Annotated in this window: 18 protein-coding genes; 5 read left to right on the forward strand and 13 right to left on the reverse strand. The window is 71.7% G+C overall.

The window, feature by feature from the left end:
* Positions 1-75: 75 nt before the first annotated feature.
* The 6 genes from OG737_RS00180 to OG737_RS00205 all read right to left on the reverse strand — a co-directional run bounded on the left by OG737_RS00180 (position 76) and on the right by OG737_RS00205 (position 7,305).
* Positions 76-942 carry an ATP-binding cassette domain-containing protein gene (locus tag OG737_RS00180; RefSeq protein ID WP_328924062.1) on the reverse strand — a complete coding sequence of 289 codons (867 nt, stop codon included), beginning with the start codon at positions 940-942 and terminating at the stop codon, positions 76-78.
* On the reverse strand, positions 939-1,943 hold the full coding sequence (locus OG737_RS00185; protein WP_328924063.1) for an ABC transporter ATP-binding protein: 1,005 nt from the start codon (positions 1,941-1,943) through the stop codon (positions 939-941). The genes OG737_RS00180 and OG737_RS00185 overlap by 4 nt, the downstream gene beginning before the upstream one ends.
* Entirely contained in the window at positions 1,943-2,866 is a 924-nt protein-coding gene (locus tag OG737_RS00190) for an ABC transporter permease (RefSeq protein WP_328924064.1), read from the reverse strand. The genes OG737_RS00185 and OG737_RS00190 overlap by 1 nt, the downstream gene beginning before the upstream one ends.
* Positions 2,863-3,831, reverse strand: a complete 969-nt coding sequence (locus OG737_RS00195) for an ABC transporter permease (protein ID WP_328924065.1) — start codon at positions 3,829-3,831, stop codon at positions 2,863-2,865. Before OG737_RS00195 ends, OG737_RS00190 begins: the two co-directional genes overlap by 4 nt.
* Positions 3,828-5,543, reverse strand: a complete 1,716-nt coding sequence (locus OG737_RS00200) for an ABC transporter substrate-binding protein (protein WP_328924066.1) — start codon at positions 5,541-5,543, stop codon at positions 3,828-3,830. Before OG737_RS00200 ends, OG737_RS00195 begins: the two co-directional genes overlap by 4 nt.
* A gap of 67 nt (positions 5,544-5,610) precedes the next feature.
* Complete coding sequence (locus tag OG737_RS00205) at positions 5,611-7,305, reverse strand: amidohydrolase (protein ID WP_328924067.1); 1,695 nt, start codon at positions 7,303-7,305, stop codon at positions 5,611-5,613.
* Positions 7,306-7,432: 127 nt separating this feature from the next.
* On the opposite strand from OG737_RS00205, the gene OG737_RS00210 reads away from it, so the two are divergent.
* Together OG737_RS00210 and OG737_RS00215 are read left to right on the forward strand one after the other, a co-directional pair.
* The gene (locus OG737_RS00210) at positions 7,433-8,128 is read left to right on the forward strand and encodes a helix-turn-helix domain-containing protein (RefSeq protein WP_328924068.1); all 696 of its coding nucleotides are present in this window, start codon (positions 7,433-7,435) and stop codon (positions 8,126-8,128) included.
* 142 nt (positions 8,129-8,270) lie between these two features.
* On the forward strand, positions 8,271-10,004 hold the full coding sequence (locus OG737_RS00215) for an NAD(P)/FAD-dependent oxidoreductase (protein ID WP_328924069.1): 1,734 nt from the start codon (positions 8,271-8,273) through the stop codon (positions 10,002-10,004).
* Positions 10,005-10,043: 39 nt separating this feature from the next.
* On the opposite strand, the gene OG737_RS00220 is transcribed toward OG737_RS00215, so the two are convergent.
* Both OG737_RS00220 and OG737_RS00225 read right to left on the reverse strand, forming a co-directional pair.
* Positions 10,044-12,074: a prolyl oligopeptidase family serine peptidase gene (locus tag OG737_RS00220; protein WP_328924070.1), complete on the reverse strand. Its 2,031-nt coding sequence runs from the start codon at positions 12,072-12,074 to the stop codon at positions 10,044-10,046.
* Positions 12,075-12,114: 40 nt separating this feature from the next.
* Complete coding sequence (locus OG737_RS00225) at positions 12,115-13,170, reverse strand: AI-2E family transporter (protein ID WP_328924071.1); 1,056 nt, start codon at positions 13,168-13,170, stop codon at positions 12,115-12,117.
* 115 nt (positions 13,171-13,285) lie between these two features.
* On the opposite strand from OG737_RS00225, the gene OG737_RS00230 reads away from it, so the two are divergent.
* Positions 13,286-14,584: an MFS transporter gene (locus tag OG737_RS00230; protein ID WP_328924072.1), complete on the forward strand. Its 1,299-nt coding sequence runs from the start codon at positions 13,286-13,288 to the stop codon at positions 14,582-14,584.
* A 26-nt stretch (positions 14,585-14,610) separates the two neighbouring features.
* Here OG737_RS00230 and OG737_RS00235 read toward each other — a convergent pair whose 3' ends face one another.
* Positions 14,611-15,717, reverse strand: a complete 1,107-nt coding sequence (locus tag OG737_RS00235; RefSeq protein ID WP_328924073.1) for a beta-N-acetylhexosaminidase — start codon at positions 15,715-15,717, stop codon at positions 14,611-14,613.
* A 153-nt stretch (positions 15,718-15,870) separates the two neighbouring features.
* Between OG737_RS00235 and OG737_RS00240 the strand changes: the two genes are divergently transcribed.
* Complete coding sequence (locus OG737_RS00240) at positions 15,871-16,707, forward strand: endonuclease/exonuclease/phosphatase family protein (RefSeq protein WP_328924074.1); 837 nt, start codon at positions 15,871-15,873, stop codon at positions 16,705-16,707.
* Positions 16,708-16,711: 4 nt separating this feature from the next.
* On the opposite strand, the gene OG737_RS00245 is transcribed toward OG737_RS00240, so the two are convergent.
* Positions 16,712-17,674, reverse strand: a complete 963-nt coding sequence (locus OG737_RS00245; protein ID WP_328924075.1) for an aldo/keto reductase — start codon at positions 17,672-17,674, stop codon at positions 16,712-16,714.
* 100 nt (positions 17,675-17,774) lie between these two features.
* On the opposite strand from OG737_RS00245, the gene OG737_RS00250 reads away from it, so the two are divergent.
* A complete protein-coding gene (locus tag OG737_RS00250; protein ID WP_328924076.1) occupies positions 17,775-18,713 on the forward strand; it encodes an endonuclease/exonuclease/phosphatase family protein in 939 nt (312 codons plus the stop codon).
* Here the strand turns inward: OG737_RS00250 and OG737_RS00255 are convergent.
* The 3 genes from OG737_RS00255 to OG737_RS00265 form a co-directional block, all read right to left on the reverse strand.
* Positions 18,697-20,223, reverse strand: coding sequence for a hypothetical protein (locus OG737_RS00255; protein WP_328924077.1), 1,527 nt, complete (start codon positions 20,221-20,223; stop codon positions 18,697-18,699). The two genes, OG737_RS00250 and OG737_RS00255, sit on opposite strands and share 17 nt — an antisense overlap.
* Positions 20,216-23,962 carry a bifunctional glycosyltransferase family 2 protein/CDP-glycerol:glycerophosphate glycerophosphotransferase gene (locus OG737_RS00260; RefSeq protein ID WP_328924078.1) on the reverse strand — a complete coding sequence of 1,249 codons (3,747 nt, stop codon included), beginning with the start codon at positions 23,960-23,962 and terminating at the stop codon, positions 20,216-20,218. Before OG737_RS00260 ends, OG737_RS00255 begins: the two co-directional genes overlap by 8 nt.
* 358 nt (positions 23,963-24,320) lie before the next feature.
* A complete protein-coding gene (locus tag OG737_RS00265) occupies positions 24,321-25,472 on the reverse strand; it encodes a hypothetical protein (RefSeq protein ID WP_328924079.1) in 1,152 nt (383 codons plus the stop codon).
* Positions 25,473-25,599 lie beyond the last annotated feature (127 nt).

A 25,599-nucleotide genomic window follows, 5' to 3' on the forward strand; every position in this document is an offset into this window, starting at 1 on the left:
TCCGCCTCCCCCATGCGGGGGAGCCCGGACCGCCCTCACGGGGGACCGGCGTCCGGACCTGCGTCCGACCCGTGGCTACCCCGCCGGGCCGGCTCCCACCGTCCTGAACGGATCGAGGCGCCGGCGCCGCCGGCTGATCGAGTCGGGGTCCCAGCCGGGACGCGGGACGGACGCCAGCAGCAGCCGGGTGTACGGGTGTTCGGGGCTGGCGAGCAGTTCGGCGACGGGCCGGTGTTCCATGGTCCGCCCCCGGTACATGACGAGCGCCTCGTCGCAGACGTACCGGACCACGGCCAGGTCGTGGCTGACGAAGACCAGCCCGATCCCCGTGTCGCGCCGGATGTCCGCCAGCAGGTTGAGCACCTGCGCCTGCACGGACACGTCCAGGGCGGACACCGCCTCGTCGAGCAGGAGGACGGCCGGTTCGACCGCCAGCGCCCGGGCGATCGCGGCGCGTTGGCGCTGCCCGCCGGAGAGCCGCCGGGGCAGGGCGGCCGCCTCCCGGTCGCCGAGGCCGACCTGGGCCAGCAGCTCCCGGACCCGGTCGGCCCGCACCGCGGGGTCGCGCCAGCCGTGCAGCCGGAGCACGCCGTCGACGGTCGCGCCGATACCGATCCGGGCGTCCAGGGAGAGGTAGGGGTCCTGGAAGACGATCTGCACGGCCTTGGCCCGGGCCAGTCGGGCCGCCCTGCCCCGTACCGACGCGGCGAGCGGCTCGCCCTGTACGAGGATCTCTCCCGCGTCGGGCCGTTCGAGGCCGATCAGCATGCGCGCCGTGGTGGTCTTCCCGGAACCGGACTCGCCGACGATGCCGAGCGCTCCGCCCGCCGGCAGGGAGAACGACAGGTCGTCGACCGCGACGACCTCCGTCCCGCCCGTGCGGTAGGTCTTGCGCAGGCCGGTCACCCGGAGAAGCTCCCCCGTGGTGGTATCGGTGGTCAACTTTCCTCCCTGCTGGACTGGATGGAGCCGACGAGCTCGGCGGCGCGGTGGCAGGCGACCTCGGCCGGCCCCGTTCGTCGCAGCGCCGGCGGAGACTGGTCGCAGCGGCCCGGCTCGGCGAACCGGCAGCGCGGTGCGAAGGCGCAGCCCGGCGCGGACTCCAGCAGCCCCATCGGGGCGCCGGGGATCGGGGTCAGCCGCCCGGTAGGACCGTCGAGGGGCGGCGAAGAGCCGAGCAGCCCCGCGGTGTAGGGGTGCCGGGGGGAGGCGAAGAGTTCCGCGACGGGCGCCGTCTCCACGATCCGGCCGGCGTACATCACGTAGGTCCGGTCGCTGACCGCGGCCGCGAGTTCGATGTCGTGGGTGATGAGGAGCAGCCCGAGTCCGCGTTCGCGCTGCAGTCGCCCCAGGATGGCGAGGATCTCCGCCTGGGTGCTGACGTCGAGGGCGGTGGTGGGTTCGTCGCACAGCAGCAGCCGGGGTTCGGCGGTGAGGGCCGCGGCGATCACGACGCGCTGGAGCATGCCGCCGGAGAGCTCGTGCGGGTACTGCTTCAGGTGCCGGGCGGGGTCGGGCAGGCCCACCGCGCCGAGCAGTTCGACGGCCCTGGCGTCGGCCTGGGTCTTGGACCAGCCGTGGACCAGGCGCAGCGGCTCGGTGAGGAAGTCCCCTATGCGGCGTACCGGGTTGATGGCCGCCCGGGGGTCCTGGTAGATCATCGCCGCCTTGTTCGTCCGTACCTCCCGCAGTCTCGCGGGGTCGGCCCCGACCAGGTCGATGCCGTCGACGCGGACCCGGCCGCCGACCTCGGCGCCCGTGGGGAAGAGACCGAGCGCGGCGCGGGCGGTGACGGACTTCCCCGAGCCGGATTCCCCGACGAGGGCGACGATCTCGCCGGCGGAGACCCGCAGTTCGATGCCGTCCAGGATCGGGCGGGCCATCGAGGGCAGGGTGACGGTGAGTCCGTCGTACGCGAGCAGCGTCGTTTCGGGCACGGTCATCAGGAGTCCCTCCCCGCGAGCCGGTCGCCGAGGTCTTCCCCGACGACGTTGAAGGCGACGACCACCAGGACGACGGCCACGGCCGGCACCACCGCGGACAGCGGCTGGCCCTGGAGTACGGCGGCTTGCCCCTGGTTGATCATGGCGCCCCAGTCGGGGGTCGGCGGCTGTACGCCCAGCCCCAGGAAGGAGAGGGCCGCGAGGTCGAGCAGGGCGTAACCGAAGTTCACCGTCGACTGGGCGAGCAGGGTCGGGGCGATGTTGGGCAGCATCCTGCGCACGGTGACGTACAGGGCGGAGTGGCCCTGTACCTGGTAGGCGGCGACGTAGGGCCGGGCCTTCTCCTGTACGGCGAGGCCGCGTACCAGGCGTGCGGTGTACGGCATGTACGCGATCGCCATGGCGAGCACGGGCGCCGTCATCCCCTTGCCGAACAGGGCCACCGCGAGGATCGCCAGCAGCAGGGCGGGGAAGGCGAACACCACGTCGAGCACGCGGCCGGCCAGGGTGTCGACCCAGCCGCCCCGCCACCCCGTGGACAGGCCGACGGCGATGCCGACGACGGTGGAGAACACCACGACCGCGAGGGGGCCGGCGAGGCTGGTGCGCGCCCCGGCGATCAGCGCCGAGAAGGTGTCGTGGCCGCCCTGGTCGGTGCCCAGCCAATGGTCGGCGCCCGGGCCCAGGAGGCTGTCGCCGAGCTGCCCGAAGGTGGGGTCCTGGGGCGCGAGCCAGGGTGCGAGCAGCGCGACGAGGACGAACAGGACGAGGAGCAGCAGGCAGGCCCGCTGGAGCCGGCTGCCGCCGAGGGTCCGCAGCCGGGCGAGGCTCCCGAGACGCGTGCGGGTGCGGGTGCCGGTGCGGGACCCGGGGCCGGGGCGGGGGCCGCCGGGCGCGGCGGGTGTCAGGATCGGTGCGCTCATCGTGCGCTCCCCGCCGCCGCCATGCGCGGGTCGATCAGCGGATGCACCAGGTCGACGAGTGCGTTGACCACGACGAACGCGGCCACCACGAGCAGCACGATGGCCTGGACGACCTGGAAGTCCAGCTGGTCCACGCACTGGACCAGCAAGGAGCCCACTCCGGACATGCCGAAGGCGGTTTCCACGATGGCGGTGCTCACCAGCATCCCCGAGACCAGCAGCGCGGAGACCGTCACGATCGGCCCGAGCGCGTTGCGCAGCACGTGGCGCCGGATCACCGTGCGCCGCGGTGTTCCGCGGCTGAGGGCGACCTCGACGTGATCGCGGCCCAGTTCGTCGATCATCGCCGAGCGGGTCACGCGGGTGACCAGCGCCATGAAGGTCACGGACAGGGCCGCTGCCGGAAGGATGACGTGGTGCAGCCGGTCCAGTAGGCCGGTGCCGTTCCCGATCGTGGGGAACCAGCCGAGCCGCACGCCCAGGACGGACCGGAACAGGAGCGCGGCGACGAAGGCGGGCGCGGCGGCGCCCACCGTCACCAGGAGCATCAGGGAGCGGTCGGTCCGGGTCCCCCTGCGCAGCGCGCCCGCCATGCCGGCGGCGACGCCGACCACGGCGATCATCAGGGCGGACGTCCCGATGAGCAGCAGGGACGAGGGAAGCCGGGACCAGATGACCGAGCCGACGTCCTGGTGGAAGAGGTAGGAGCGGCCGAAGTCGCCCCGCAGCACCCCTTCGAGCCAGTGTCCGTAGCGGACCAGGAAGGGGTCGTCGAAGCCGTACTGCCTGCGGATCTCGGCGAGTTCCTGCGGGCTGGGGCTGCGCCCCTTCACCAGGAAGCTCGCCGGGTCCCCGGGCGCCAGGAACAGTGAGGAGAACACCAGGAAGGAGGTGACCAGCAGGGTCGCCGCCATTCCGGCGAGCTTGCGCAGGACCCGTACGGCGCGCGCCGCCGCGGCCGTCATCCCTTGGCCCCGATCTCGGCCGCCCACGGGTAGTAGAGGTAGGCGATGGACGGCTGGGCGCCGGTGATCCGCTTGCCGAGGAAGACGCTCACGGGCTGGGTGTACAGGGGCAGCCACGGCAGGTCCCGCATGGCGACGGCCTGGGCCTCGGCGTTGGCCTTGGCGTGCTCGGCCGGGTCGTACGCCGCGATGGCACGGTCCACGGCGGCGTCGAACTGCGGCTCGGACCAGTTGCCGTAGTTGCTGAACGCGCCGGTCTGCAGTGATCCGTACATGTCGAGCGGGTCGGTGATGGACGTGTACCAGAAGGTGAGGAACAGGTCGATGCCCTCGCGTGCGGCCGGGTCGGTGAAGAGGGTCGAGTACTTCTCCGCGGAGACGGAGTCGATCTGCGGCTTCAGTCCGATGGCCGTGGCGGCCTGGGCGACGGCCTGGGTGATGATCGTCGTCTGGGAGTCCAGCGGGCTGGTCGCGATCACGATCTTCTGACCGGAGACTCCGGCCTCGGCGGCGAGCGCCTTGGCCTTGGCCGGGTCATAGGGGTACGCGGGCAGGTCCTTGCGCAGGCCGTCGCGTATCTCGGCGGGCGCGTCGCCCCAGAGGTTGTCGGTGGTGAGGGAGTCCGCGACCTCGCCGACCCCTCCGGCTCCGGCCTTGACGATGCCCTTGCGGTCGATGGCCATGAGCAGGGCGCGGCGCACCCGGGGGTCGCCGAGTGGGCCCTTGAGGTTGCCGACGACCTCGTCGGCGACCGAGGTGTTGCGGCCGAAGTAGAGCGTGCCGGCCTGACTCGCGCGCAGTCCCGCGTACGCGTTGGGCGGGACCATCCAGCCGCCGTCGACCTCGCCGCTCTGGAAGGCGTTGACGCGGGTGGTCGGGTCGGCGAGGAAGACGAACTTCACCTCGCCGGACTTGGCCTTGAGCTCAGGGTTCCAGTAGTCGTCGAACCGCTTGAGGGTGAGCGACTGGCCTGACGTCCAGGAGGCGAAGGAGAAGGGGCCGGTGCAGTTCACGCCGGTCTGCGGATTGCCGTAATTCTTGCCGGCCTTGGCGAGGGTGGCGGCGGACTCGATCGTGCCGGGGCTCGCGGCGAGGTACTTGTTGAAGGTGGAGTCGGGCTTCGCCAGGGTGACGGTGACTTCCATGGCTCCGGTCCGGTCGACCGAGGTGACGTTCCGGAAGGGGTAGGCCCAGACGCTGGCCGTCTGCGGGTCGAGGTTGCGGCGCAGGGAGGCCACGACGTCGTCGGCGGTGAGCTCGGTCCCGTCGTGGAAGCGCACGCCGGGGCGGATCTGGTAGACCCAGGTGGTGGGGGTGGGGTTGGTGTACGAGGCCGCGAGGTTCGGCGAGGTCGTCAGGTCCGGGTCCCAGCGCAGCAGGCTCTCGCAGACGTTGGCGAGGATCTGGTTCGGCGGGTAGTCGAACGAGTAGGCGTAGTCGATGCTGGTCGGCTCGGCGAAGACGGACCAGGTGAACGAGTCGACGGCGCCGGCGGGGGCGGGTGTCCGGTCCGTGAGCCGGTAGGCGGTGGCGCCGTCCGACGGCTTGTTCGCGGTACCGCTGCACGCGCTCGTGAGGAGCACCGCGGCCGCGGCGAGCCCGGCGGCTGCGGCCGAGCGGAGCCGGAGGAGCCGGAGGAGCTGGTGGCGTCGGAGGAGCTGGTGGCGTCGGGGTGATCCTGTTCGCGGCGATCCCGTTCGGGGTGATGACATCGTCTGGCTCCCTGAGGGGTGAGCTGGGTGAGGTACGTGGTGCCCGGCCGGTTGCGGTTCCGGCGGTTCAGCTGGTGGCGGCGAAGACGAGCTCGCCGTCGATGTAGGTGCGGCTCACCCTGGTCTCGGCGATCTCCTCGGAGGGGTGGGCGAAGGGATCCCGGTCGAGGACGACGAGGTCCGCGTACTTGCCCGCCTCGACGGTGCCGGTGACGTCGTCGAGGTGGTTGGCCCAGGCGCTGCCGGCGGTGTAGGCGGTGAGGGCCTGGGAGAGGGTCAGGGCCTGCTCGGGGAAGAACGGCGGGCAGGGCTGGTGGCTCCCGGCGGCGTTGGGCGCCTCGTCGGGTACGGCCCGGTTGACGGCGACGTGGATGCCCCACAGCGGGTTGGGGCTGCTGACCGACCAGTCGCTGCCGGCGACCAGGCGGGCTCCGGCCCGCTGGAGGTCACCGAACGGATACTGCAGGGCGGCACGCTCGGGGCCCAGGAAGGGGATCGTCAGCTCGTCCATCTGCGGTTCGTGCGCGGCCCACAGGGCCTGGATGTTGGCGGCCGCGCCCAGGCTCGCGAAGCGGCTTATGTCGTCGGGGTGGACGATCTGCAGGTGGGCGAGGTGGTGCCGGTTGTCGTTGGCGCCGTTGGCGTCGCGGGCCGCGGTGAGGGCGTCGAGCACCTCGCGGACGGCGCGGTCGCCCAGGGCGTGGAAGTGGATCTGGAAGCCCGAGCGGTCGAGCCGGGACACCGCCTCGGTGAGCAGCTCCGGATCGATGAAGCTGAGTCCGGAGTTCCCGGTGGCGCAGCCGCAGCCGTCGAGGTAGGGCTCCAGCATGCCCGCCGTGAAGTTCTCGGCGATCCCGTCCTGCATGATCTTCACGCTGGTGGCGTTGAAGCGGCCCACCCGGCCGGTGCGGCGGCGCTCCTCCAGGTCGGGGATCTGCTCCAGGCCGCGTTCGCGGTCCCACCACAGGGCGCCGACGACGCGTGCGCGCAGAGCTCCCTCGCGTGCGGCGCGCAGGTAGACGCCGAAGTTGTCGGGGTTGCCGGGGAAGGCGCCGATCATGGCGTCCTGCCAGCTGGTCACGCCGAGGGAGAAGAGGTGCTCCTGCGCGGCGAGCAGGCCGGCGTGCGACTCGTCGGGCGTCGCAATGGGCGCGTGACGGGTGACCAGGTCGACGGCGCCTTCCTGAAGGGTGCCGGCCGGGGTTCCGTCGGCCTCCCGCTCGATCCTGCCGTCCGGCGGATCGGGGGTGGTGCGGTCGACGCCCGCGAGGTGGAAGGCACGGGTGTTGGCCCAGGCTCCGTGGCCGTCGCGGTTGGTGAGTACGACGGGCCGGTCCGGCACGACCGCGTCGAGCATGGCGCGGGTGGGCGTGCCTCCGGGGAAGACGTCCATCGACCAGCCGCCGCCGCGGATCCAGGACGCGTCCGGGTGGTCCTTGGCGTAGGCGGCCACCACGGCCAGGTAGCCGTCGATGGTGCGTTCCTCGGCCAGGTCGCAGCCGAGCATCTGGACACCGGCCACGACGGGGTGGACGTGGGCGTCCTGGAACCCGGGGACGAGGAGGCCGCCGGCCAGGTCGACGACCTCGGTGGAACCGTCCGCGAGCGAGCGCACGGTGCTCGCGTCGGCGACGGCGAGGATCCGGCCGTCGGCCACGGCGACGGCGGCGTCGACCGGGGCGGACGAGGTCCCGGTGAAGACCCGCCCTCCGATGAAGACGGTGTCGGCCCGCTGCTTGACCGGCTGCCTTGTGTTGCCCATCGACGCACCCTCCGGCTCGGCGGGACGGACCCGCACGGCTTGTGTTGAGGAGGAGTGAACGGGAGCGCAACATTGTTGTCAACGGTGTTGCGCTCCCTCTGTTCCAAATCGATACACTGGCCGCACCATGCCGAAGTCATCCGACACACCCGCCCGGTCCAAGCGCGCGGGCAGCCAGCTCACACCCGACGCGATCATCGAAGCCAGCCTGCGCATCGCCGCTCGCGGCAGCGAGGACGCCTTCACCGTCCGCCGTCTCGGCGAGGAACTCGGCGCCGACCCCACAGCGATCTACCGGCACTTCCGCGACAAGGACGAACTGCTGCTCTCCGTCGCCGACCGCACGCTCGGCGAGGTCCTCGACAGCATCCCCGAGGGCCTCGACTGGAAGGACCGGCTGCGCGCCCTCGCGGACGGCTCCCTGGAGGTCGCGCTCAAGTACCCGGTGGTCGGTTCGACCATGGCCAGCCGGACCACCCGCAGACCCAACGAGTTCCGGGTCGTCGAGCTCATCATCGGGGCCGTCACGGAGGCCGGCCTGGACGGGGCGGAAGCGGCCGTCCACTACCGGATGGTCGGCGACTCCCTCCTCGCCTACGTCGGCCAGCGCGCCGCCTACCTGCTGTTCGACGCGGAGATCCGGGAGGCCGACGAGTCCTCCTGGAGCCGCGAGTACCGCCTGGTCGACCCGCAGGGGTTCCCCCACATCACCCGACTGAGCACCCAGCTGGCCGAGGTGACGGACGAGCAGATCTTCCGGGCCCGGGTCGAGGCCCTGATCACCGCGATCGAGACGCGGGTCGAGACGCTGCGCGGCGCGTAGCCCGCCCCCGCGTCGCGCAACGGCGTTGACATCATCGTTGACAGCGCCGTTGCGCGAGCGGTTCACTCCCCCTCAGCCCGAGTGCCATGCCCGCACGCGCTGTTCGGCTTCCTGGTGCCCGGATTCCGAGAAGAGGGGTCACATGCATCACCTGCGCAACGAACCTGCTTCCCCACCCCGTTCGGCCGACCGGGCCGGCATACCCGACCGGATCCGCCTCGCGTTCGCCCTGCACGCCGAAGCGCGCAGGCGCGGCATGCCCGTCGAGGAGGTCGCAGGCGAGCGCGCCGAGGCCGTCCGCCGCGAGAGCGTCCGTCGTGAGACCGTCCGCCACGAGCGCGGCCACGACGAAGAACGGCGAACCGCCCCGCCCGCGGGGACGTTCGGCCGCCGCCGGCTCCTCGGCGCCGCGGGCGCGCTGACCGCCGCCGCGGCACTGCCCGGCGGGCTGCTCACCCCGAACCGGGCGGCGGCGGCCACCGGAGCCGGCGCGCCGCGCGTCGTGGTCGTCGGCGCCGGGCTCGCGGGACTGCGCTGCGCCCACCGATTGTGGAACCGGCCGAACCCGGTCGCCGCCACGGTGTACGAGGCCGACGCCACCCGCATCGGCGGCCGCTGCTGGTCCCTGCGCGGCTTCTTCGACAACGGCGCGGTCCACGAGCACGGCGGGGCCTTCATCAGCTCCACCGACACCGCGGTCCTCGACCTGGCCCGCGGCCTGGGCCTGCGACGGGAGCTCGCAAACGGCGGCGAACTGCACGCCGGGGACTACGCCGCCTGGATCGACGGCGGCTCCTACCCCGGGCTCAGCCAGCAGGACGACTGGACCGCGGAGGCCTACGACGCGTTCAGCGCCTCGTACGCGGCCGTCGGCAGCCCGCGCCACGACAGCCACACCCCGGAGGCGTACCGGCTGGACCAGCTCTCCTGCCTGGACTACCTCGACGAGATCGGGCTGGCCCCCGGCTCCCGGCTCGGCCAGCTGATCCAGTCCCTCCAGCTCCAGTCGGGCGGCGAACCCGCCGAGGCCTCCGCGCTGGGAATGATCGGCTTCCTCGGATCCTCGTCCGTCTTCGCGGGAGGGCGCGGCTTCGACGAGAAGTACCACCTCGTCGGCGGGAACGACCAGCTCGTCAGCGGGATGGCGGCGCAGCTTCCGGCCGGCGCCGTCCGGCAGGGCTACGAGCTCATCGCCCTGCGGCAGAACGGCGACGGCTCGTACACCTGCACCTTCGACCACGACGGCAGCACGGTCTCGGTGCCCGCCGACCACGTCGTGCTGGCCCTGCCCTTCAGCACCCTGCGCGACGTCGATCTCTCCCAGGCCAACCTGTCCGCCCGCAAGCTGACCGCCATCCGGCAGCAGGGCATGGGCCAGAACGCGAAGCTCGTCGCCCAGCTGTCGGCCAAGACCTGGCCGGGGCTCGGCTACAACGGCATCAGCAACACCGGCCCGCTCGGCTACCAGACGGCCTGGGACGGCTCGGTCGCGTCGGGAGCCAACGGGGCACCGGCGCTGCTGGTCAACTTCCCCGGCGGGAACACCGCCCGCGACATGCTCACCGGAGCCGCGCACGGCCCGGCGCCCGAGGCGGACGTGCACTGGTTCCTCTCCCAGATCGAGCACATGTACCCGGGCACCACGGCCGCGTTCACCGGCAAGGCGTACGAGGACCACTGGTCGCGCGCCCCGTGGCAGCGGGGCGCCTACCACTACTACAAGATCGGCCAGTACACCTCGATCGCCGGCTGCGAAGGGATCCAGGAAGGCCGGATCCACTTCGCGGGCGAGCACACCGACGTGGACAACTCCACGCTGAACGCGGCGGTTTCCTCCGGTGAACGCGTCGCGGCCGAGATCGTCTGCCAGATCTGAGCCCTCGCCCGCGAGGACCGGCCGGCCACCTCGGCGGGGTCAGCCCGACGGGGTGAGCCGGTCCCACAGGAAGGTGTGCACCAGGGCCTCGTTGAAGGCGGTCTGCCCGTGGTCGGTGGCGCCCGCGTGGCCGCCGCCGAGGTGCTCGTGGAACAGGACGGGATGCCCGAACTCGCGCAGCCGGGCGGCCATCTTGCGGGCATGGCCGGGGTGGACGCGGTCGTCGCGGGTCGAGGTGAGCAGCAGCAGGGGCGGGTACGGGGCCCCCTCGGCCCGGACCTGGTGGTACGGGGAGATCCGCTCCAGGTGGGGCCGGTCGGCCGGGCTGTCCGGGTCCCCGTACTCGGCGATCCAGCTGGCGCCGGCCAGCAGCTTGTGGAAGCGGAGCATGTCCAGCAGCGGCACGTGGGCGACGACCGCGCCGAACAGCTCGGGGTCGCGGGTGAGCATCGCGCCCATGAGGAGGCCGCCGTTGCTGCCGCCCTCGATGCCCAGCTGGGCAGGGGTGGTGATGTCGCGGGCGACGAGGTCCCGGGCGACGGCGGCGAAGTCCTCGTACGCGCGGACCCGGTTCGCGCCCAGGGCCGCCTTGTGCCAGCTCGGCCCGTACTCGTGCCCGCCGCGGATGCCCGCGACGACGTAGGTGCCGCCGCGCGCGAGCCAGGCCCGGCCGGTGACCGCTCTGTACTGGGGGACCATGGAGATCTCGAAGCCGCCGTACCCGTACAGCAGGGTGGGCCCGGGGCCCGGGCGGTCCTCGGGACCGACGACGAAGTACGGCACCCGCGTGCCGTCCGCGGAGGTCGCGAAATACTGGCGTACGGCCAGACCCGCGGTGTCGAACAGCGCAGGGCCCTGCTTGAGGCTCTCGCTGTCGCCGCCCGCGGTGCCACGGTAGAGGGTGGACGGCTGGAGGAAGCCGGAGACGTTCAGGAAGTACTCGTCGCTCACGTCCGGATCGGTGCAGGTGACGGAGGCCGTCGACAGCGGCGGTACGCCCGGCAGCGGTGCGCGGCTCCAGCCGTCGGGGCCGGGGGTGAGGAGCTCCATCCGGGAGGAGACGTCGGCGCGGGTGGTGAGGACGAGGTGGTGGCGGGTCCAGCTGTAGCTGCCGAGCGCGGTGCGCTCGTCCGGGGTGAACAGCACCTCGGCCTCCCGCTCCCCCGCCAGGAAGGAGTCGAAGCCGAAGGCGAGCAGGGAGCCGGCGGGGTGGCCGAGCCACGGCGACTTCGTGGTGACGGTCAGCCAGTTCCGGTACACGGAGGCGCTCGCGTCGTCCGGTACATCGATCTTCAGCGGCGGGCCGTCGCTGCCGTCGGTCCGCGGCGGGAGGAGGAACAGCTCCTGGTTCCAGAAGTCGATCTGCCGGTGGACGAAGTCCCGCTCGAAGCCGGGCGTGTCGTCGCGCCAGGCAGTGGCGGAGAGGTCCGAGGGGCGGCCCTCGTAGACCGGTTCCGCCTCGGTGAGCGGGGTGCCGCGCCGCCAGCGGCGTACCTGGAGGGGATAACCGGACCCGGACATCGAACCGGGACCGAAGTCCGTCCCGATCCACACCCGGTCGCGGTCGATCCACCCGATCCGGGTCTTGGCCTCCGCGACCTCGAACCCGCCCTCGACGAACTCCAGGGCGGCAAGGTCGAACTCGCGCACGACGCAGGCGTCCGCGCCGTCCCGCGACAGCATGACCAGGGCGTGGCGGTGCTCGGGGGCCAGGACGCTGCTGCCCGCCCAGGCCCACTTCTCCCCCTCCGCCTCGGCCAGGGCGTCCAGGTCCAGGACGGGCTCCCAGGCGGGCCGGTCCTTGCGGTACTCCTCCAGCGTGGTGCGCCGCCAGAGTCCGCGGACGTGCTCGGCGTCCTGCCAGAAGTTGTAGAGGTGGCCGCCACGACGGGTGACGTAGGGGATCCGGCCGTCGTCGTCGAGGACCTCGCGGATCCCGCGCTCCAGCTCCTTGAACCCGGGCACCTCGGCCAGCGCGGCCACGGTTTCACCGTTGCGCTCGCGCACCCAGTCGAGGGCCGTCTCGCCCGAGATGTCTTCCAGCCAGAGGTACGGGTCTTCATCGCTCATCCGCCGATTGTGCAGGACGCGGACCCCTGGTCAGGAAACGTCAGGAAACGTCGACCGCCCCGAGGCGGGCGGCGCGCAGGGCGGTGCGCACCGACCAGATCACCGAGACCAGCGGTACGGCGACGACCGCGCCCACCACTCCGGCCGCGATGGCGCCCGCGCTGACCGAGATCGCCACCACCAAGGGGTGCAGCCGGACCGCCCAGCTCATCACCAGCGGATGCAGCAGGTGCCCCTCGATCTGGCCGATGACCACGATCAGAGCGATCACCACACCCGCGATGAGCGGTCCCTTCGAGGCCAGGGCGACCACCGCGGCGACCGCGAGCGCCACCGGCGAGCCGACCAGGGGGACGAACGCCGCGAGGAACTCCAGCAGTGCCAGCGGAACGGCCAGCGGGACCCCCAGGAGGTACAGGGCCACCCCGACGAGGACGGCGTTCGTCGCCGCGATCAGCACGATCCCGTGGGTGTAGCCGGTGAACGTGGCCCATGCCGCGCGGCCTGCGACCATCACGGGCTCGCGCGCCGCGGCGGGCAGCTGCGCGCAGAACCACGACCACTGGCGGGCTCCGCCGTACAGGAAGAGGACGGCGGAGAAGACGGCGAGGGCCAGGACGGCGAGGACCCGCACCAGCTGTCCGGCTCCGCTGAGCGCCGTACTGAGCAGGGTCGAGCGGTGGCTCGACAGGTACGCGCCGATGCGGGACTCGATGTTCGTCAGCGCTCCGGGATTCAGCCGGAAGGGGGGCCGCTCCAGCCACTCCTCGATGCTGCCGAGGCCCTCGCGGAACTCCCGGACCAGGGTGGTGCTCTCCCCGGCCACCGCCTCGCCCACCAGCGCCAGCCCGCCCAGCAGCAGCACCGCGCCCCCGAGCAGACAGACGGCGACCGCGAGGGACCGGGGCAGTGAGCGCCCCAGCCATCGGGTGGGGGCGCCGAGCAGCGCCGTGATGACGAGGCCCAGGAAGAGCGCCACCGTGATCTCGTGGAACCGCCCCAGCACGACGAAGACCGCGTAGACGGCGGCGCCGACGACCAGCAGGCGCCAGGCGTACGACGCGGCCGTACGCAGGAACGAGGACACCGGCGGCATGACCTCATGGGTGCCACGGCGGAGCCCCGATGGCACGCGCGCTGTCCCGGATTCGCCCGTCCGGGGCGGATAAATCCGTTGCCGAGGCCTGCGCGATCGCCGACGATGACACCTCGTGAGTACATCCCGATGGGCCTCGGTCCTGCCCGATCTCGCCCCCTGGCGGTCCAGCCGGGACTTCCGGCTGCTGTTCGTCCAGGGGACGGTCACGTTCTTCGGCTCGTTCATGGCGATGATCGCGCTGCCGCTGCAGATCAAGCACCTGACGGACTCGCCGCTGGCGGTCGGCGCGATGGGCGCGGTGGAACTGGTTCCGCTGGTGGTCTGCGGGCTGTACGGGGGCGCCCTCGCCGACGCCGTCGACCGGCGCCGGCTGATCCTGCTGACCGAGGCCGGGCTCGGGGTGCTCGCGCTGGTGCTGCTGGTGAACTCGGTTCTGCCGAGCCCGCTGCTGTGGCCGCTGTACGTGGTGGCGGCCGGTGTGTCGGCGCTGACCGGGCTGCAGCGGCCCGCCCTGGACTCGCTGATGGCCCGGATCGTGCCGCACGACCAGCTGACCGCCGCTGCCGCGCTGGGCGGGCTGCGCTACCAGTTCGGCGCGATCGCCGGTCCGGCGCTGGCCGGCCTGGTCGTCGCCTACGCCGGCTACGCCCCGGCCTACTGCGTCACCGTCGCGGGCTTCCTCGTCTCCGTGCTGCTGTGCCTGCGGCTCGCACCGGCTCCGCCCGTGCGGGGCGCCGACCGTCCTTCGCTGCGTGCGATCGCCGAGGGCGCGCGGTACGCGTGGAGCCGTCCGGTGCTGCTCGGCACCTACGCCGTCGACCTGGCGGCGATGTTCTTCGCCTTCCCGAACGCGATCTTCCCGTTCCTCGCGGACGAGCTCGACGCGGTGTGGGCGCTCGGGTTCATGTACGCGGCGGGCGCGGTCGGCTCGCTGGTGCTGGGGCTGACCAGCGGCTGGGTGTCGCGGGTACGCCGGCACGGGCTGCTGGTGGTGTGCGGCGCCGCGGTCTGGGGCCTGGCGATCGCGGCCGCGGGCTGGTCCACCGGCATCTGGCCGGTGCTGGTGTGCCTCGCGGTGGCGGGCGCGGGCGACATGCTGAGCGGGCTGGGCCGGGCCACGATCTGGAACCAGACGATCCCCGAGGAGCTGCGGGGCCGACTCGCCGGCATCGAGGTGCTCTCGTACAGCGTCGGCCCGCAGCTCGGTCAGGTACGGGCCGGCACGATGGCCGGGTGGACCGGCACCCGGGCGGCCTTCTGGAGCGGCGGTCTGGCCTGCGTGGCGTCGGTGGCCGCACTGGCCGCACTGCTGCCGAAGCTGATCTCCTACGACGCGGACACCGACGAGGACGCCCTGCGCCGCCGCAGTGCACAGGAGGCACGGTCCCGGGAGACGGCGTCCGCGGCGTGAGTCCTGATCGTGCGCGAGGCTCTCCGCTACGGCCAGGGCACCTCCGGCGTGCGGGAGTACCGCACGCCCATGGCGTCCAGCCGCGGGCCCTGCGCCGCCAGCCGCTCCCGGTAGGCGTCCCAGTCCAGGGCGGCGGCCGGTGACCAGCCGAGTTCGGCGACGCCGAGGACCCGCTGGAACTGCTCGTACTCCGGTGGCGCCGCCACGCCCAGGACCGCCTGGCGCGGCACGCCGGGCAGGCAGTCGCCCGGGTCCCACTCGTACGCGCGCCGCACGGACAGCGCCCGGTCGGCGGGCGACAGGATCACCCGGGCGCCGGCGCGCACCGCTTGCGCGAGCTTCGCGCGCTCCGCCGGGCTCGCCCCCTCGTGCCTCGCGTACATCACCACGGCGCTCCCCTCGGCCCGGCGCGGCTCCGGGACGACCTCCATGTAGCGGCCGCGCGCGTGGCGGACCAGTTCCCGGTACGCGTCCGCGGTCCAGGCGCCTCGCGTACGCAGCACGTTGATCTTGTAGAGGGCGAGCTGGTCCACGTACGCCTTCAGCCGCGCGACACCGCCGCCCTCGGGACGGACGGCCTCGACCGTCGCGGCCCGGTGGGCGAAGCGGGGTGTGTCGGTGACCGCGCCGCCCGCCACCGTCCACGGCGCGCCGCCCACGGGCAGGAGCTGACGGAGGGTCTGGGTGCCGCGGAACAGTCCTGCCGGCCGGAAGGCGGTGACGATGACCCCGTCCTCGTCGGACTGGAGCCGGTAGCCCTCCTCGCCGAAGCTTCCCGCGTACGGGTCCAGGCGCAGGCGGATGCCGTCCGTGACGGCTTCGGCGGCGGTCTCCTGGACCGGCAGCGGCAGGCGGGCGGTGCGGCGCCAGGCGGCGGCGAGCTGTTCGCCGATGGCACGGACCTCGCCGGAGCCGGCGGTCGTACGGATCACCGTGCGCGGGCCGAGCGTGTAGCCGGGGCCTCCGGGTGCGACGGCGGCCGGCGCCGGGACGATCCGCTGGTACGGAGCCGGTGCGGTCCGCCGAACGGGGGCGGCGGAGCCCAGGAGGTGCCCGGCGGGGGCGGAAGAGGCCGCGACGGCCGCGCAGAGCAGCAGGCCACCGAGAGCGCCGAAGGCGACGGGGAGCTTCATCAGACAAGGAATAGGCCAGTTCGACCCGTTTCGGCGGTATGAGCGCCCGGGACGGGTGGAGCCCATCCGAAAGGACGCCGTCGGCGCCGGGCGCAGGAGTACGCGCGGCCGGTCGCCGGGCGCGGACCCGCCCGCGGCCGCTACCGTCGCCTGATGATGCCGACCCGTCGTGGCGCCCTGGCGCTGCTGGCCGCCGGACTGCCCGCGCTCGCGCCGGCTCCCCCGGTCCCGCTGCGCGTCGTCTCGTACAACATCCACGCGGGCGCCGGTGCCGACGGCGTCTTCGACCTGGACCGGCAGGCAGCAGCCCTGCGCTCCCTGCGGGCCGATGTCATCGGGCTGCAGGAGGTCGACGTCCGGTGGGGCGCCCGCAGCCGGTGGCTCGACGTGGCCCGCGAACTCGGCGGGCGGCTGGGCATGCGAGCCTCTTTCGCCCCGATCTACCGCATCGGCGACCGGGAGTTCGGGGTGGCCGTGCTCTCCGCGTTCCGCGTTCTGGCCGCCGCGAACCACCGCATCACCAGGCTGTCCACGCAGGACCCCGGGCCGGGGCGGCCCACGCCGGCGCCCGCACCGGGCTTCGGGGAGGTCGTCCTGCGGGTACGGGGCGTACCGCTGCGCGTGTTCGTCACCCACCTCGACCACCGCGCCGATCCCTCCGTACGGGCGGTGCAGGTGGCCGAGATGCGGCGGATCATGCGGCGCGGGCCGGAGCCGAAGATCCTCCTGGGAGACTTCAACGCGCCGCCGTCGGCGCCCGAACTGGCCCCGCTGTGGCGCGAGCTGACGGACGCGGACCCGGGCGGGTCCACGTATCCCGCCCACGAGCCGGTCGAGCGGATCGACTACGTGGCCGTGTCGGCGGCCGTGCGGGTGCGCGCCGCGGCGGTCGCCGACACCCTCGCCTCCGACCACCGCCCGGTCGTCGCCGACCTGCTCCTGGGGCTAAGCGGCCTCGGGGAAGTAGGGCACGTCCCCGAGGCCGCTTAGGGCCTCAGGGCAGCGGGACTCCCCTGGCGGTGGTCCAGAGTTCGTACCACTCCTCGTGCGTGAGGTCGGGCTCGCGCACCGCCGCGTCCCGGCAGGCGCGGATCCGGTCGGGCCTGACGGTGCCGATGACCGGCGCGATGCCGGCGGGGTGCCGGCCCAGCCACCACAGCAGGACCGACTCGGGCGTCGTGTCCTTGCGCCGGGCGAGGTCGTCCAGCAGCCCCGCGGTAGCCCGTTCGGCCGGCGTCTGCTGGCGGCCGGTGAAACGTCCCTGCGCCAGCGCTCCCCAGGCCTGGAGGCGGATGCCGTGGTCCCGGCAGTGCTCCAGCGTCCCGAACGGGAACCCGTTGGCCGCGTACTCGGGGGTGTTGAGCACGACCCCGGCTTCGACCCAGTCCCGGTGGTGCAGGCTCATCTCCAGCTGGTTCGCCACCAGCGGCAGGTCGAGCCGGGACTGGAGGTGGGCGATCTGCGCGGCTCCCATGTTGGACACGCCGAAGTGCCGTACGAGGCCCTGCCGGTGCAGGGACATCAGCGCCGACGCGACCGAGTCGACGTCGGCGAGCGGGTCGGGGCGGTGCAGGAGGAGAACGTCGATCACATCGGTCCGCAGCCGGACCAGACTCTCCTCCACGCGCCGCGTGATGCTCTGCCCGCGCAGGTCGTACATGCCCGGACGGTCCTCGCCGGCCAGGCGGATCCCGCATTTGGTCTGGATCGTGACGCGTTCGCGCAGCCCCGGCGTCCGTGCGAGCACCTCGCCGAAGACGGCTTCGGCCTTCCCGTGCCGGTAGATGTCGGCATGGTCGAAGGCGGTGATCCCGCTGTCGAGGGCCGCCTCGATCGCCGCCTCGGCGGCGTCGATGTCCCCGGGCCCGTACGGACCGGGCTCCCAGCTCCCGCCCAGCCCCATGCACCCGTACAGCACCCGGTCACCGCTCACGGCCTCAGCCTCCTTCGTCACCACGCCCCCACCCTATGCATGTGCCGTCGGCGACGAGCCGTTCAGGAGCCCTGCCGGCAACCCCGATGCACCATCTGACCGGCGCATACTCGATGATGTCCGGATGCACAGACACACGGAGGCCGGGACGCGGCCGAGGCGCCGCCGGGCCGGCCGCACGGCGGCGGCCTTGAGTCTGCTGGCCTCCGTGGCGTGTTCGTCCGCCCAGCACTCGCCGGCTTCGGTCACCGCCGCCGGGAAGTCGGCCGAGATCTCCGTCGCGACCTGGAACATGTGCGGCGTGGAGCAGTGGAACTGCGAGGACACCGGGAGCCCGAAGAACAAGTTCCAGCAGATCCGTGACCTGGTGGGGGACTCGGACGTGCGCGTCCTGCTCCTGCAGGAGGTCTGCTCGGAGGAGCTGGTGGCCGCCGCCCTGCGGCTCGGACCGGAGTGGCACAGCGTCTTCCAGCCGTACGCCGAGGTGGACGCGGCGGGCACCAGCAGGCGCGTCGAATGCACCGGGCAGGGCCACGGCCAGGCCGGATACGGGCTGCTGGCCGCGTCCCCGATCACCGATGTGGAGGCGGTCCCGACCGAACAGCCGACGGTGGGTCTGCACCGCGGGATCGTGTGCGCCCGGGTACCTGCTCTGCGCCTGCGGGTGTGCAACGCGCACATAGCGCTGCGCGAGAGCGACGAGGCGCACCTCGACTGGGACTTCCGCGACGACCAGCTCAGCTCGCTGTTCGAGGCCGCGGCGACCGACCCCCGTACGGTCCTCGGTGGCGACTTCAACTCCCCGCCGCCGGTGGGAGACCGGAACACGTCCGCGTGGATCTGGCCGACCGAGGCCTACACCACGTTCCGGGAGTGCGATCAGAAGGGCGGTGCCCGGACGGGGCGCCCCACCCACACGGACGGAACGAAGCTCGACTACCTCTTCACGACGCTGCCCCGTACCGCGTGCAAGGTGGTGGACGCCAAGTCGTCCGACCACCGGGCCCTGGTGATGCGGGTGAGCCGTCCCACCGACACCGACGGGGTCAGAACCTCGGAATGAAGTTGCCCCCCTGCACCGGCACGGTGTAGGCGTTCACCGTGCTGAAGGGGACGGCCGTCCACGCCGACGCGTTGCCGACTCCGTCCACGGCGATGGCCTCGACGAAGTGTCCGCCCTCGTTCCAGGCCCAGCCCGCGTCCCACACCCAGCTGCCATCGGCGCCCACGTTGCAGGTCCCGAGGTTGGCCCCGCCCTCGTGGAAGTCCACGCGCACGGCGCCGGGGGCGAAGCCCATGAAGGTCACGGCGGAGCCCGGCACCTGCTGGTGCGGGACCGGGGCCGTCACCGTCAGCACGAGGGGCTGAGTCCGCACAGGGGCTGGTACGGGGGCTTGCACCGGCGCCTGTACCGGCGCCGCCGCAGGGTCGGGCACCGAGACGTGCTCCACGGCCGTGAAGACCACTTCACTGCGTTCTGACTGGTAGTTGTTCGCGTCCGCCGCGAAGACCTTGACGGCATGCCGTCCCTTGGCCCAGGGCTTCTCCCGCTGCCAGTTCCAGCTGCCGTCCGCCGCAACGGGTGCGGCGCCCTGGTACCTGCCGTCCTCCCAGATGCTGACCCGCACCGCGCTGGGGGGCGCGGTACCCGCGAAGGAGACGGCGTTCCCGGGCACGCGCCCGCCCTCCGCCGGCATCAGGACCGTCGGCCGGGGGAACGAGTCGCCCCTCACCTGGGAGGTCTCCTTGAGGTACGCGTCGATCCCGGACGTGTCGCGGTCCGGCAGCTCGTACCCGTAGCGGACCGCGCCCATGCGGGGGGCGATTCCCTCGACCAGGATATTGAGCAACCCCATGACGGTGGGGAGATTCCGCGGCACCACCTCGTTGTGCGCGCCGACGAGGGAGGAGTCGTTGAAGAGGAAGTTGAAGTTCTCGTATCCCTGGAAGAGTCCGAGGAAGGGTTCGACCTGGCGCGTGTACTGCTCGTCCTGAGGCGAGGAGATCAGATAGATGTTGGCCTGGCGATTCGCGCCGCTGCGCACCAGATCCGGGAGGACCGAGTCGAGGACACGGACATTCTGCTCCGTCACCTCGCCCATCATCAGACGGGCTGCCCCCGGGATGCCCTCCCTCACGTAGGAACCGATCAGGAACTGGGGCACGCTCGTCACGATGTTCCTGCATCCGTACTTCAAGCCGAAGTACAGGGCCGCGCTTCCGCCCTTGGAGCTTCCGATCACGGTGCAGTCGTCGGGCGTCAGGGAAAGCGCGTGCATGACGCGCGAGATGAGCCCGGCGACGGACCGTTCGACGGAGAAGTCCATCCCCTTGCACAGGTAGTAACTGTTCGCGCCGTCGAACAGGTCGCGGATCCACAGGATGTTCGATCGGACCTTGTCAAGAACTCCGTTCGACATCCCGTACTCACCGGGCGCGGTGAAGTTGGCGAAGACCACGACCAGATGGCGGTTCCCGTTCCTCGCGTGAGAGAACCGGTACTCGACGGGCACCTCACCGGAGGAGTCCACGCCGTTGAAGATGCGCCGTCCGCCCTGGCCTGCCTTAGACATGTTCGGAATCCATTCTTCTCACCGGTTGCCGCGGCATCTGGTCAAGGGTGTGTCCGTCCCAGGAGCCCTCCCGCCCGGTGGGGCGGCCGCCGGGCGCGCCTGCGGGCGCCTGCGCCTGCGCGGGGTCGAGGTCTCCCCCTGCGATCAGGATGCGGTCGGTCAGCCTGGCCGAGGCGTAGCCGTCGTCCAGATCGCAGAACTCCTGCTGGAACCAGCGGTAGCGGGCCGCGTAACCCTGCTGGATCCGGTCGATGTTGCGGATCGCCCCGACCAGTTCCGGCGAGGTGAACAGCAGCGGGCCGGGTGCGGACTGCTCGAAGTCGAAGTAGAACCCGCGCAGGGTGTCCCGGTAGTGGTCGAGGTCGTACGTGAAGAAGAGGATGGGCCGCCCGGTGTTGACGAAGTCGAACATCAGGGAGGAGTAGTCCGTGATCATCACGTCGGCGATGAGGGAGAGGTCCGCCATGTCCGGGTAGTCGGACACGTCGAAGACGAACCCGTCACCGGCGCCGGGCACCGGGTCCACCACGTTGGGGTGGCGGCGCACCAGCAGGACGTGGTCGTGGCCCAGCTGCGCGCGGGCGTCCTCCAGGTCGATGCGGAAGTCGAGCTTGTACTTGCCCGGAGCGTAGAACTGGTCGTCGCGCCAGGTCGGTGCGTACATGACGACGCGCTTGCCCGGCGGGAGCCCGATGCGGCGGCGCACCTCCGCCGCCCGCCGTCCCGAGTCGGCGCGGCGCAGGATGTCGTTGCGCGGGTAGCCGCTCTCGACCATCTCGCCGGGGAACTGGAAGGCACGCTGGAGGATCGGGGTGCTGAAGCTGTTCGGGGACACCAGCATGTCCCAGTTCTGCACCTCCTTCTCCACCCGCTCCAGGTACCGCTTGTCCGCGAAGTGCACGGCTTCGATGTCGTGCCCGATCTTCTTGAGCGGCGTGCCGTGCCAGGTCTGCACGACGATCTGCCCGTCGCGCTTTTGGAACCAGTCGGGCAGGTGGTTGTTGGCGACGATGTACCGGGCCCTGCCCATGGCCTCGTACCACTCGGGGGACCACATGCGGACCGGGCGGGCGGTCGGGGGAACCGCGACCTGGTCGTCGCGCACGACCCAGAGGTGTTCGAGGGCGACGCCCCGGCGGACCATCTCCTCGTGCAGCGCGCGCGGGCTGTCGGAGTACTGGGTGCCCTTGAAGGCGTCGAACAGCACCGCCTGCTTCAGCGACTTGCGGCGGGCGTCCGGGTAGGTCTTGGTGCGCATCAGCTTCTGCCGGTACGGGCCGCGCGCCTCGTCCGGCATCGCCGAGTGGACCAGCAGCGAGAGCCGGTCGTACGCCTCCGCCTGCAGTTCGTAGCGCCGCTCGTCGGCGGTGATCTCACTGGGGAACGCGGGGATCAGTTCCTGGGTCATCTTGACCATGAGGTCGCCGGACCGGTTCTCCGGGGTGACCGCGGAGGGGTCCTGACGGCGCAGGAAGAAGTCCCAGCGGCCGGCGGCCAGCGGGATCTCCCCGGCCAGGGTGCGCATCGCGGCGGGAGTGACGACGAAGCTGAAGTCCTGCCCGTACCAAGTGATGGGGACCACGCGCTCGGCACCGTGGGCCCGGGAGCGGACGACGATGTGCGCCGTGGCGTACTCGGCCGCGCTGAGCATGTCCTCCGCCGCGTAGCCGACGACGACTTCGAGGGAGCCGTCCTCGTGCCAGGTGACGGACTTGGCGAGCGGGAGGGTGTCACGCTCGAACAGCACCACGTAGCCGGAGCCGTTGCGGTGCACGAAGACCTCGCGGTCCGCGGCCTCGGTCTGCAGGTCCGCGGGCAGGCGGTAGTGGCCGTCGGTGGCGTCCTCCGCCATGACCGGATAGATGGCCGCCTTGCGGCCCTCGACGTGGAGGGTGGTCTTCCAGCCGTTGCTGCCGGTGTTCCAGGTCTGCGGAACGCCGTCGGTGGAGTTCGTGCGGTGACCGGGAACGAGCGCCTTGACCGGGATGCGCGTGACGAAGGTGTACCAGCCCTCGCCCCCGGGCTTGAAATGGACCCAGGAGTCGTTGCGGCCGGCGCCGCCCATGCTCGTCACCCGGAACTTGCCCCACTCGGGGAGCCGGGGGCCCAGGTAGACGCCGCCGAGCTCGAGCTGGTCGCCGATGATCCGGTGCCGGGTGATACGGCAACGGACCGTCTCCACACGGAGCTTGAGCTTCCCCTGCATGAAGAGCGGCACGACGCGGGTGTTCTTGTCCACGTACCTGTAGGGCGGGTTGGCGGCGCTGCCCGCGCCACCACGGGCAATGCCCTTGTAACGGAAGAGCCCGCGGCTCAGGACGCCGGCGGCGACGTCCCATGTCCCCTCGGTCCACTGGCCCTTGCGCCTCAGCCGGGAGACGTCGAAGCGGACCTGGAACCCGGACCAGTCGTAGCAGTAGCGGCTCTGCTGGGAGTGTTCGGTGGCCTGCGGGTAGTAGGTGGTCTTCGCCTTCGCGACGACGACCCGGCCCTGCTTCTTGTTCCGCAGCGCGATGGCCTTCATCGACATGTGCCGCTTGTGCACGTTGATGAAGCGGACGTACGCGGAGCCCTCCAGGGTCAGGTGTCCGGAGTCGTCCCAGCGTGCGCCGGTCAGCGAACCGTGCAGGGACAGTTCCTTGTCCAGCCGGTAGGCGCTCTTGTCGAGACCGATCGACCGGTCGCCGAGGTAGGGGTAGTTGAGGTACCGGTGCAGGCGCCGCTGGACGGGCAGGGGGCCGCCCTTGCGCTCGAACTCGACGACGTCGAGGAGCTCCTTGAGCCGGCCCTCGCGCACCAGGAGCCACTTGACGCGGGCATCGGCGGGAAGCTCGTCGATGATGTCCTCGTCGGCCTCGTCCAGGAATTCGTTCGCCCACCGCATGAAGGCGTCCCGGTATTCCGAGTCGGCGTCCGGCAGCACCTTCAGATGCAGCATCAGGTCGGACTTCAGGCAGGCGAGGTCGTACTTCCGCTTGTGGTCGCTGTAGGACCTGGCGCGGTGTCCCGCGAGGAACCGGCTGACCGACTGCACGGCGGCGACCCGGTCCTGGAGATTGCTGAACTCGGTGTGCCGCTGCGTGATGGAGGGAGCGGCACCGCCCTCGCGCCGGCGCCAGAAGTAGACGATGTCGGTGAGGATGTCCACCTTGGTCGCGCGGAAGTGCGCGAACATGTTGACCCAGGAATCCTCGTACATGACCCCTTCGGGGAACGCGATGTAGTGGTAATCCCAGAAGGATCGCCGGAACACCTTGTTCCACACGGTCCGGTCGTAGATGAGTTCCGGCAGCTTGGTGATGTGCGTGCCGCGCTTGCTGCGCTGCATGGGCGCCTTGTGCAGCGGAGACTGCCACCTCTTGGTGGAGTTCATCATCTGCACGTTGCCCGAGACGAAGTCGGAACCGGAGGCTTCGAGGGTCTGTACGAGCAACTCGTAGGCGTATTCGGGTATGACGTCGTCGCCGTCGACGAACGCCAGGAATTCGGCCTGGGGATGGGCCGCGCGGATGCCGACGTTACGGGCGTGTCCCGGCCCCATCGACTCCTGGCGCAGGAGCCTGAACCGGGGGTCGCGGCGGGCGAATTCCGCGGCGATCGCGGTCGAGGAGTCGGTCGAGCCGTCGTCGACCATGATGACCTCAAGGCCGCGGAACGTCTGCCTGGCTATCGATTCCAGGCATTCCTCGAGGTAGATCTCGACATCCTGGAAGGGAACGACGACACTCAGGCGGGGCATACCTGCCACTCAGAAAACTCCTCGATCGTCATACTCGTCCCGATGGGCGCCGAGCCTCCGCAAGACGTCACCGGACCCGCCCCTGCCGCCGGCCACACTCCGCTCCCCCGCGCACTCAACCCACCCTGCCCCCGCGCTCCGCACACTTATGCGACCTTCACCAGAGCCTGCGCAGCGTAAGCCAATTGATGAAGGGCGGGCAAGTGTGCAGCAAAGCCACACCCCCTTGAAGCTTCGCTATCGCGAATGGGTGATGGCATTCCGAGTGCGGCGGACTCGTGAACTCCCCCGGTTCGGGATGAGGTGGGCGGAATCTGACGTTCCTCCAGCAGCAGGCCAGCACACCCGGTGAGGAAGGTCACCCCACGCTGCACCAGGCCCCGAACGCGAGACCCGGGTCCCTGAGATCCCGCCGGGCGACACGCAGGCTCCCGTCAGCGTCGATCATCGCGATCGCTACTGCGCCGTGGGCATCGAGGGCCAACGCCGGGAGCCCCGCGCACCGGTCCCCCACGGGCGCCCACCAGGCCCCGTAGTGCTCACCCTCCGTGGGGTAGGCCGCGATCTCCGGGTACCCCTCGGCGCCACGCTGCAACAGGACGGTGCAGTCATAGCCGTTGACCTGCGTACGCACCACGCCCACCGGTCCGACACCGCCGGCGCCACCCAGGGGCATGAGCCTGCTCGGCACCCCGGCGGGGGTCTGCGGGCGGTAGGCGATGACACCGCCGTCAGCCGGGTGACGCCAGAAGTAGGTACCGGAGCCGGGTCCCGTCTCGTGGCAGCTGTACGTCCCTTCGACGGCGTCGGCCTCCATGCGGCCCAGCCACCTGAAGGCGCTTCCCGGCGCGTCCTGGCGCCAGTACGTGGCCCCGCCGCGGAAGGGGGCGAGGAACTCGGCCCGCCCGTGCGAGGTCACCAGCGGGACGACGGGACCGCGCACCCACTTGCCCTGATAGTCCGTCCAGTCGCCCCATACGCCGTCGGCACGCCGGGTCCGCCCGTGGACGCCCGCTCCGAAGCTGGTGGCGACGACGTGGAGGGAGCCCGTCCCGTCGGGCAGGACCATCGGGTCCCCGGGGGGCGGAGCTCCACCCTCCTGCCGCGGGAACGGGCTGCCTATCGCACGCCATTCACTGAGCGGCCGGCCGGTCTGGTACTGGGCGGCTATGACGAACTCGCGGCCGTCCGGGGCGGAGTCGCGCCGACGGCTGCCGGCGAACCAGACGAAGCCGTTGAAGTCCTGGGCCAGCGTGAACCGGCCGGTCCAGCCCTCCACGGGGAACAGGTCGGGGCCCCGCCAGACGTCCGAGCCGGGCGCCGACTCGGTCCAGCGCACCAAGCCCTCGGCGCAGCTCGCGTAGGCGGTCAGCCGGCCGTCCCGCCCCAGGCGGAGCCAACCCGAGGCCGCGTGGCCGCCGTCGGCCGCCGCGGCGATCTCGGAGCCCGGGACCGCGGGCGCGCCGGAGGTCGCACCCAGGCCCGTCTCCGCACGTCCGCGTCGCACCATTTCCTGCCCACTCCCGTCCACGCCTGTCGCTTTTGTCCGGTCTGGCCCGGCGGGCCGTGGGACAATGTACGGCAGCGCGGCGACCGGTCGATGCCTGGGTCAGATGTCCATGACCGCCTCGGCATCC

The organism is Streptomyces sp. NBC_00122 (assembly GCF_045160845.1).
Lineage (GTDB): Bacteria > Actinomycetota > Actinomycetes > Streptomycetales > Streptomycetaceae > Streptomyces.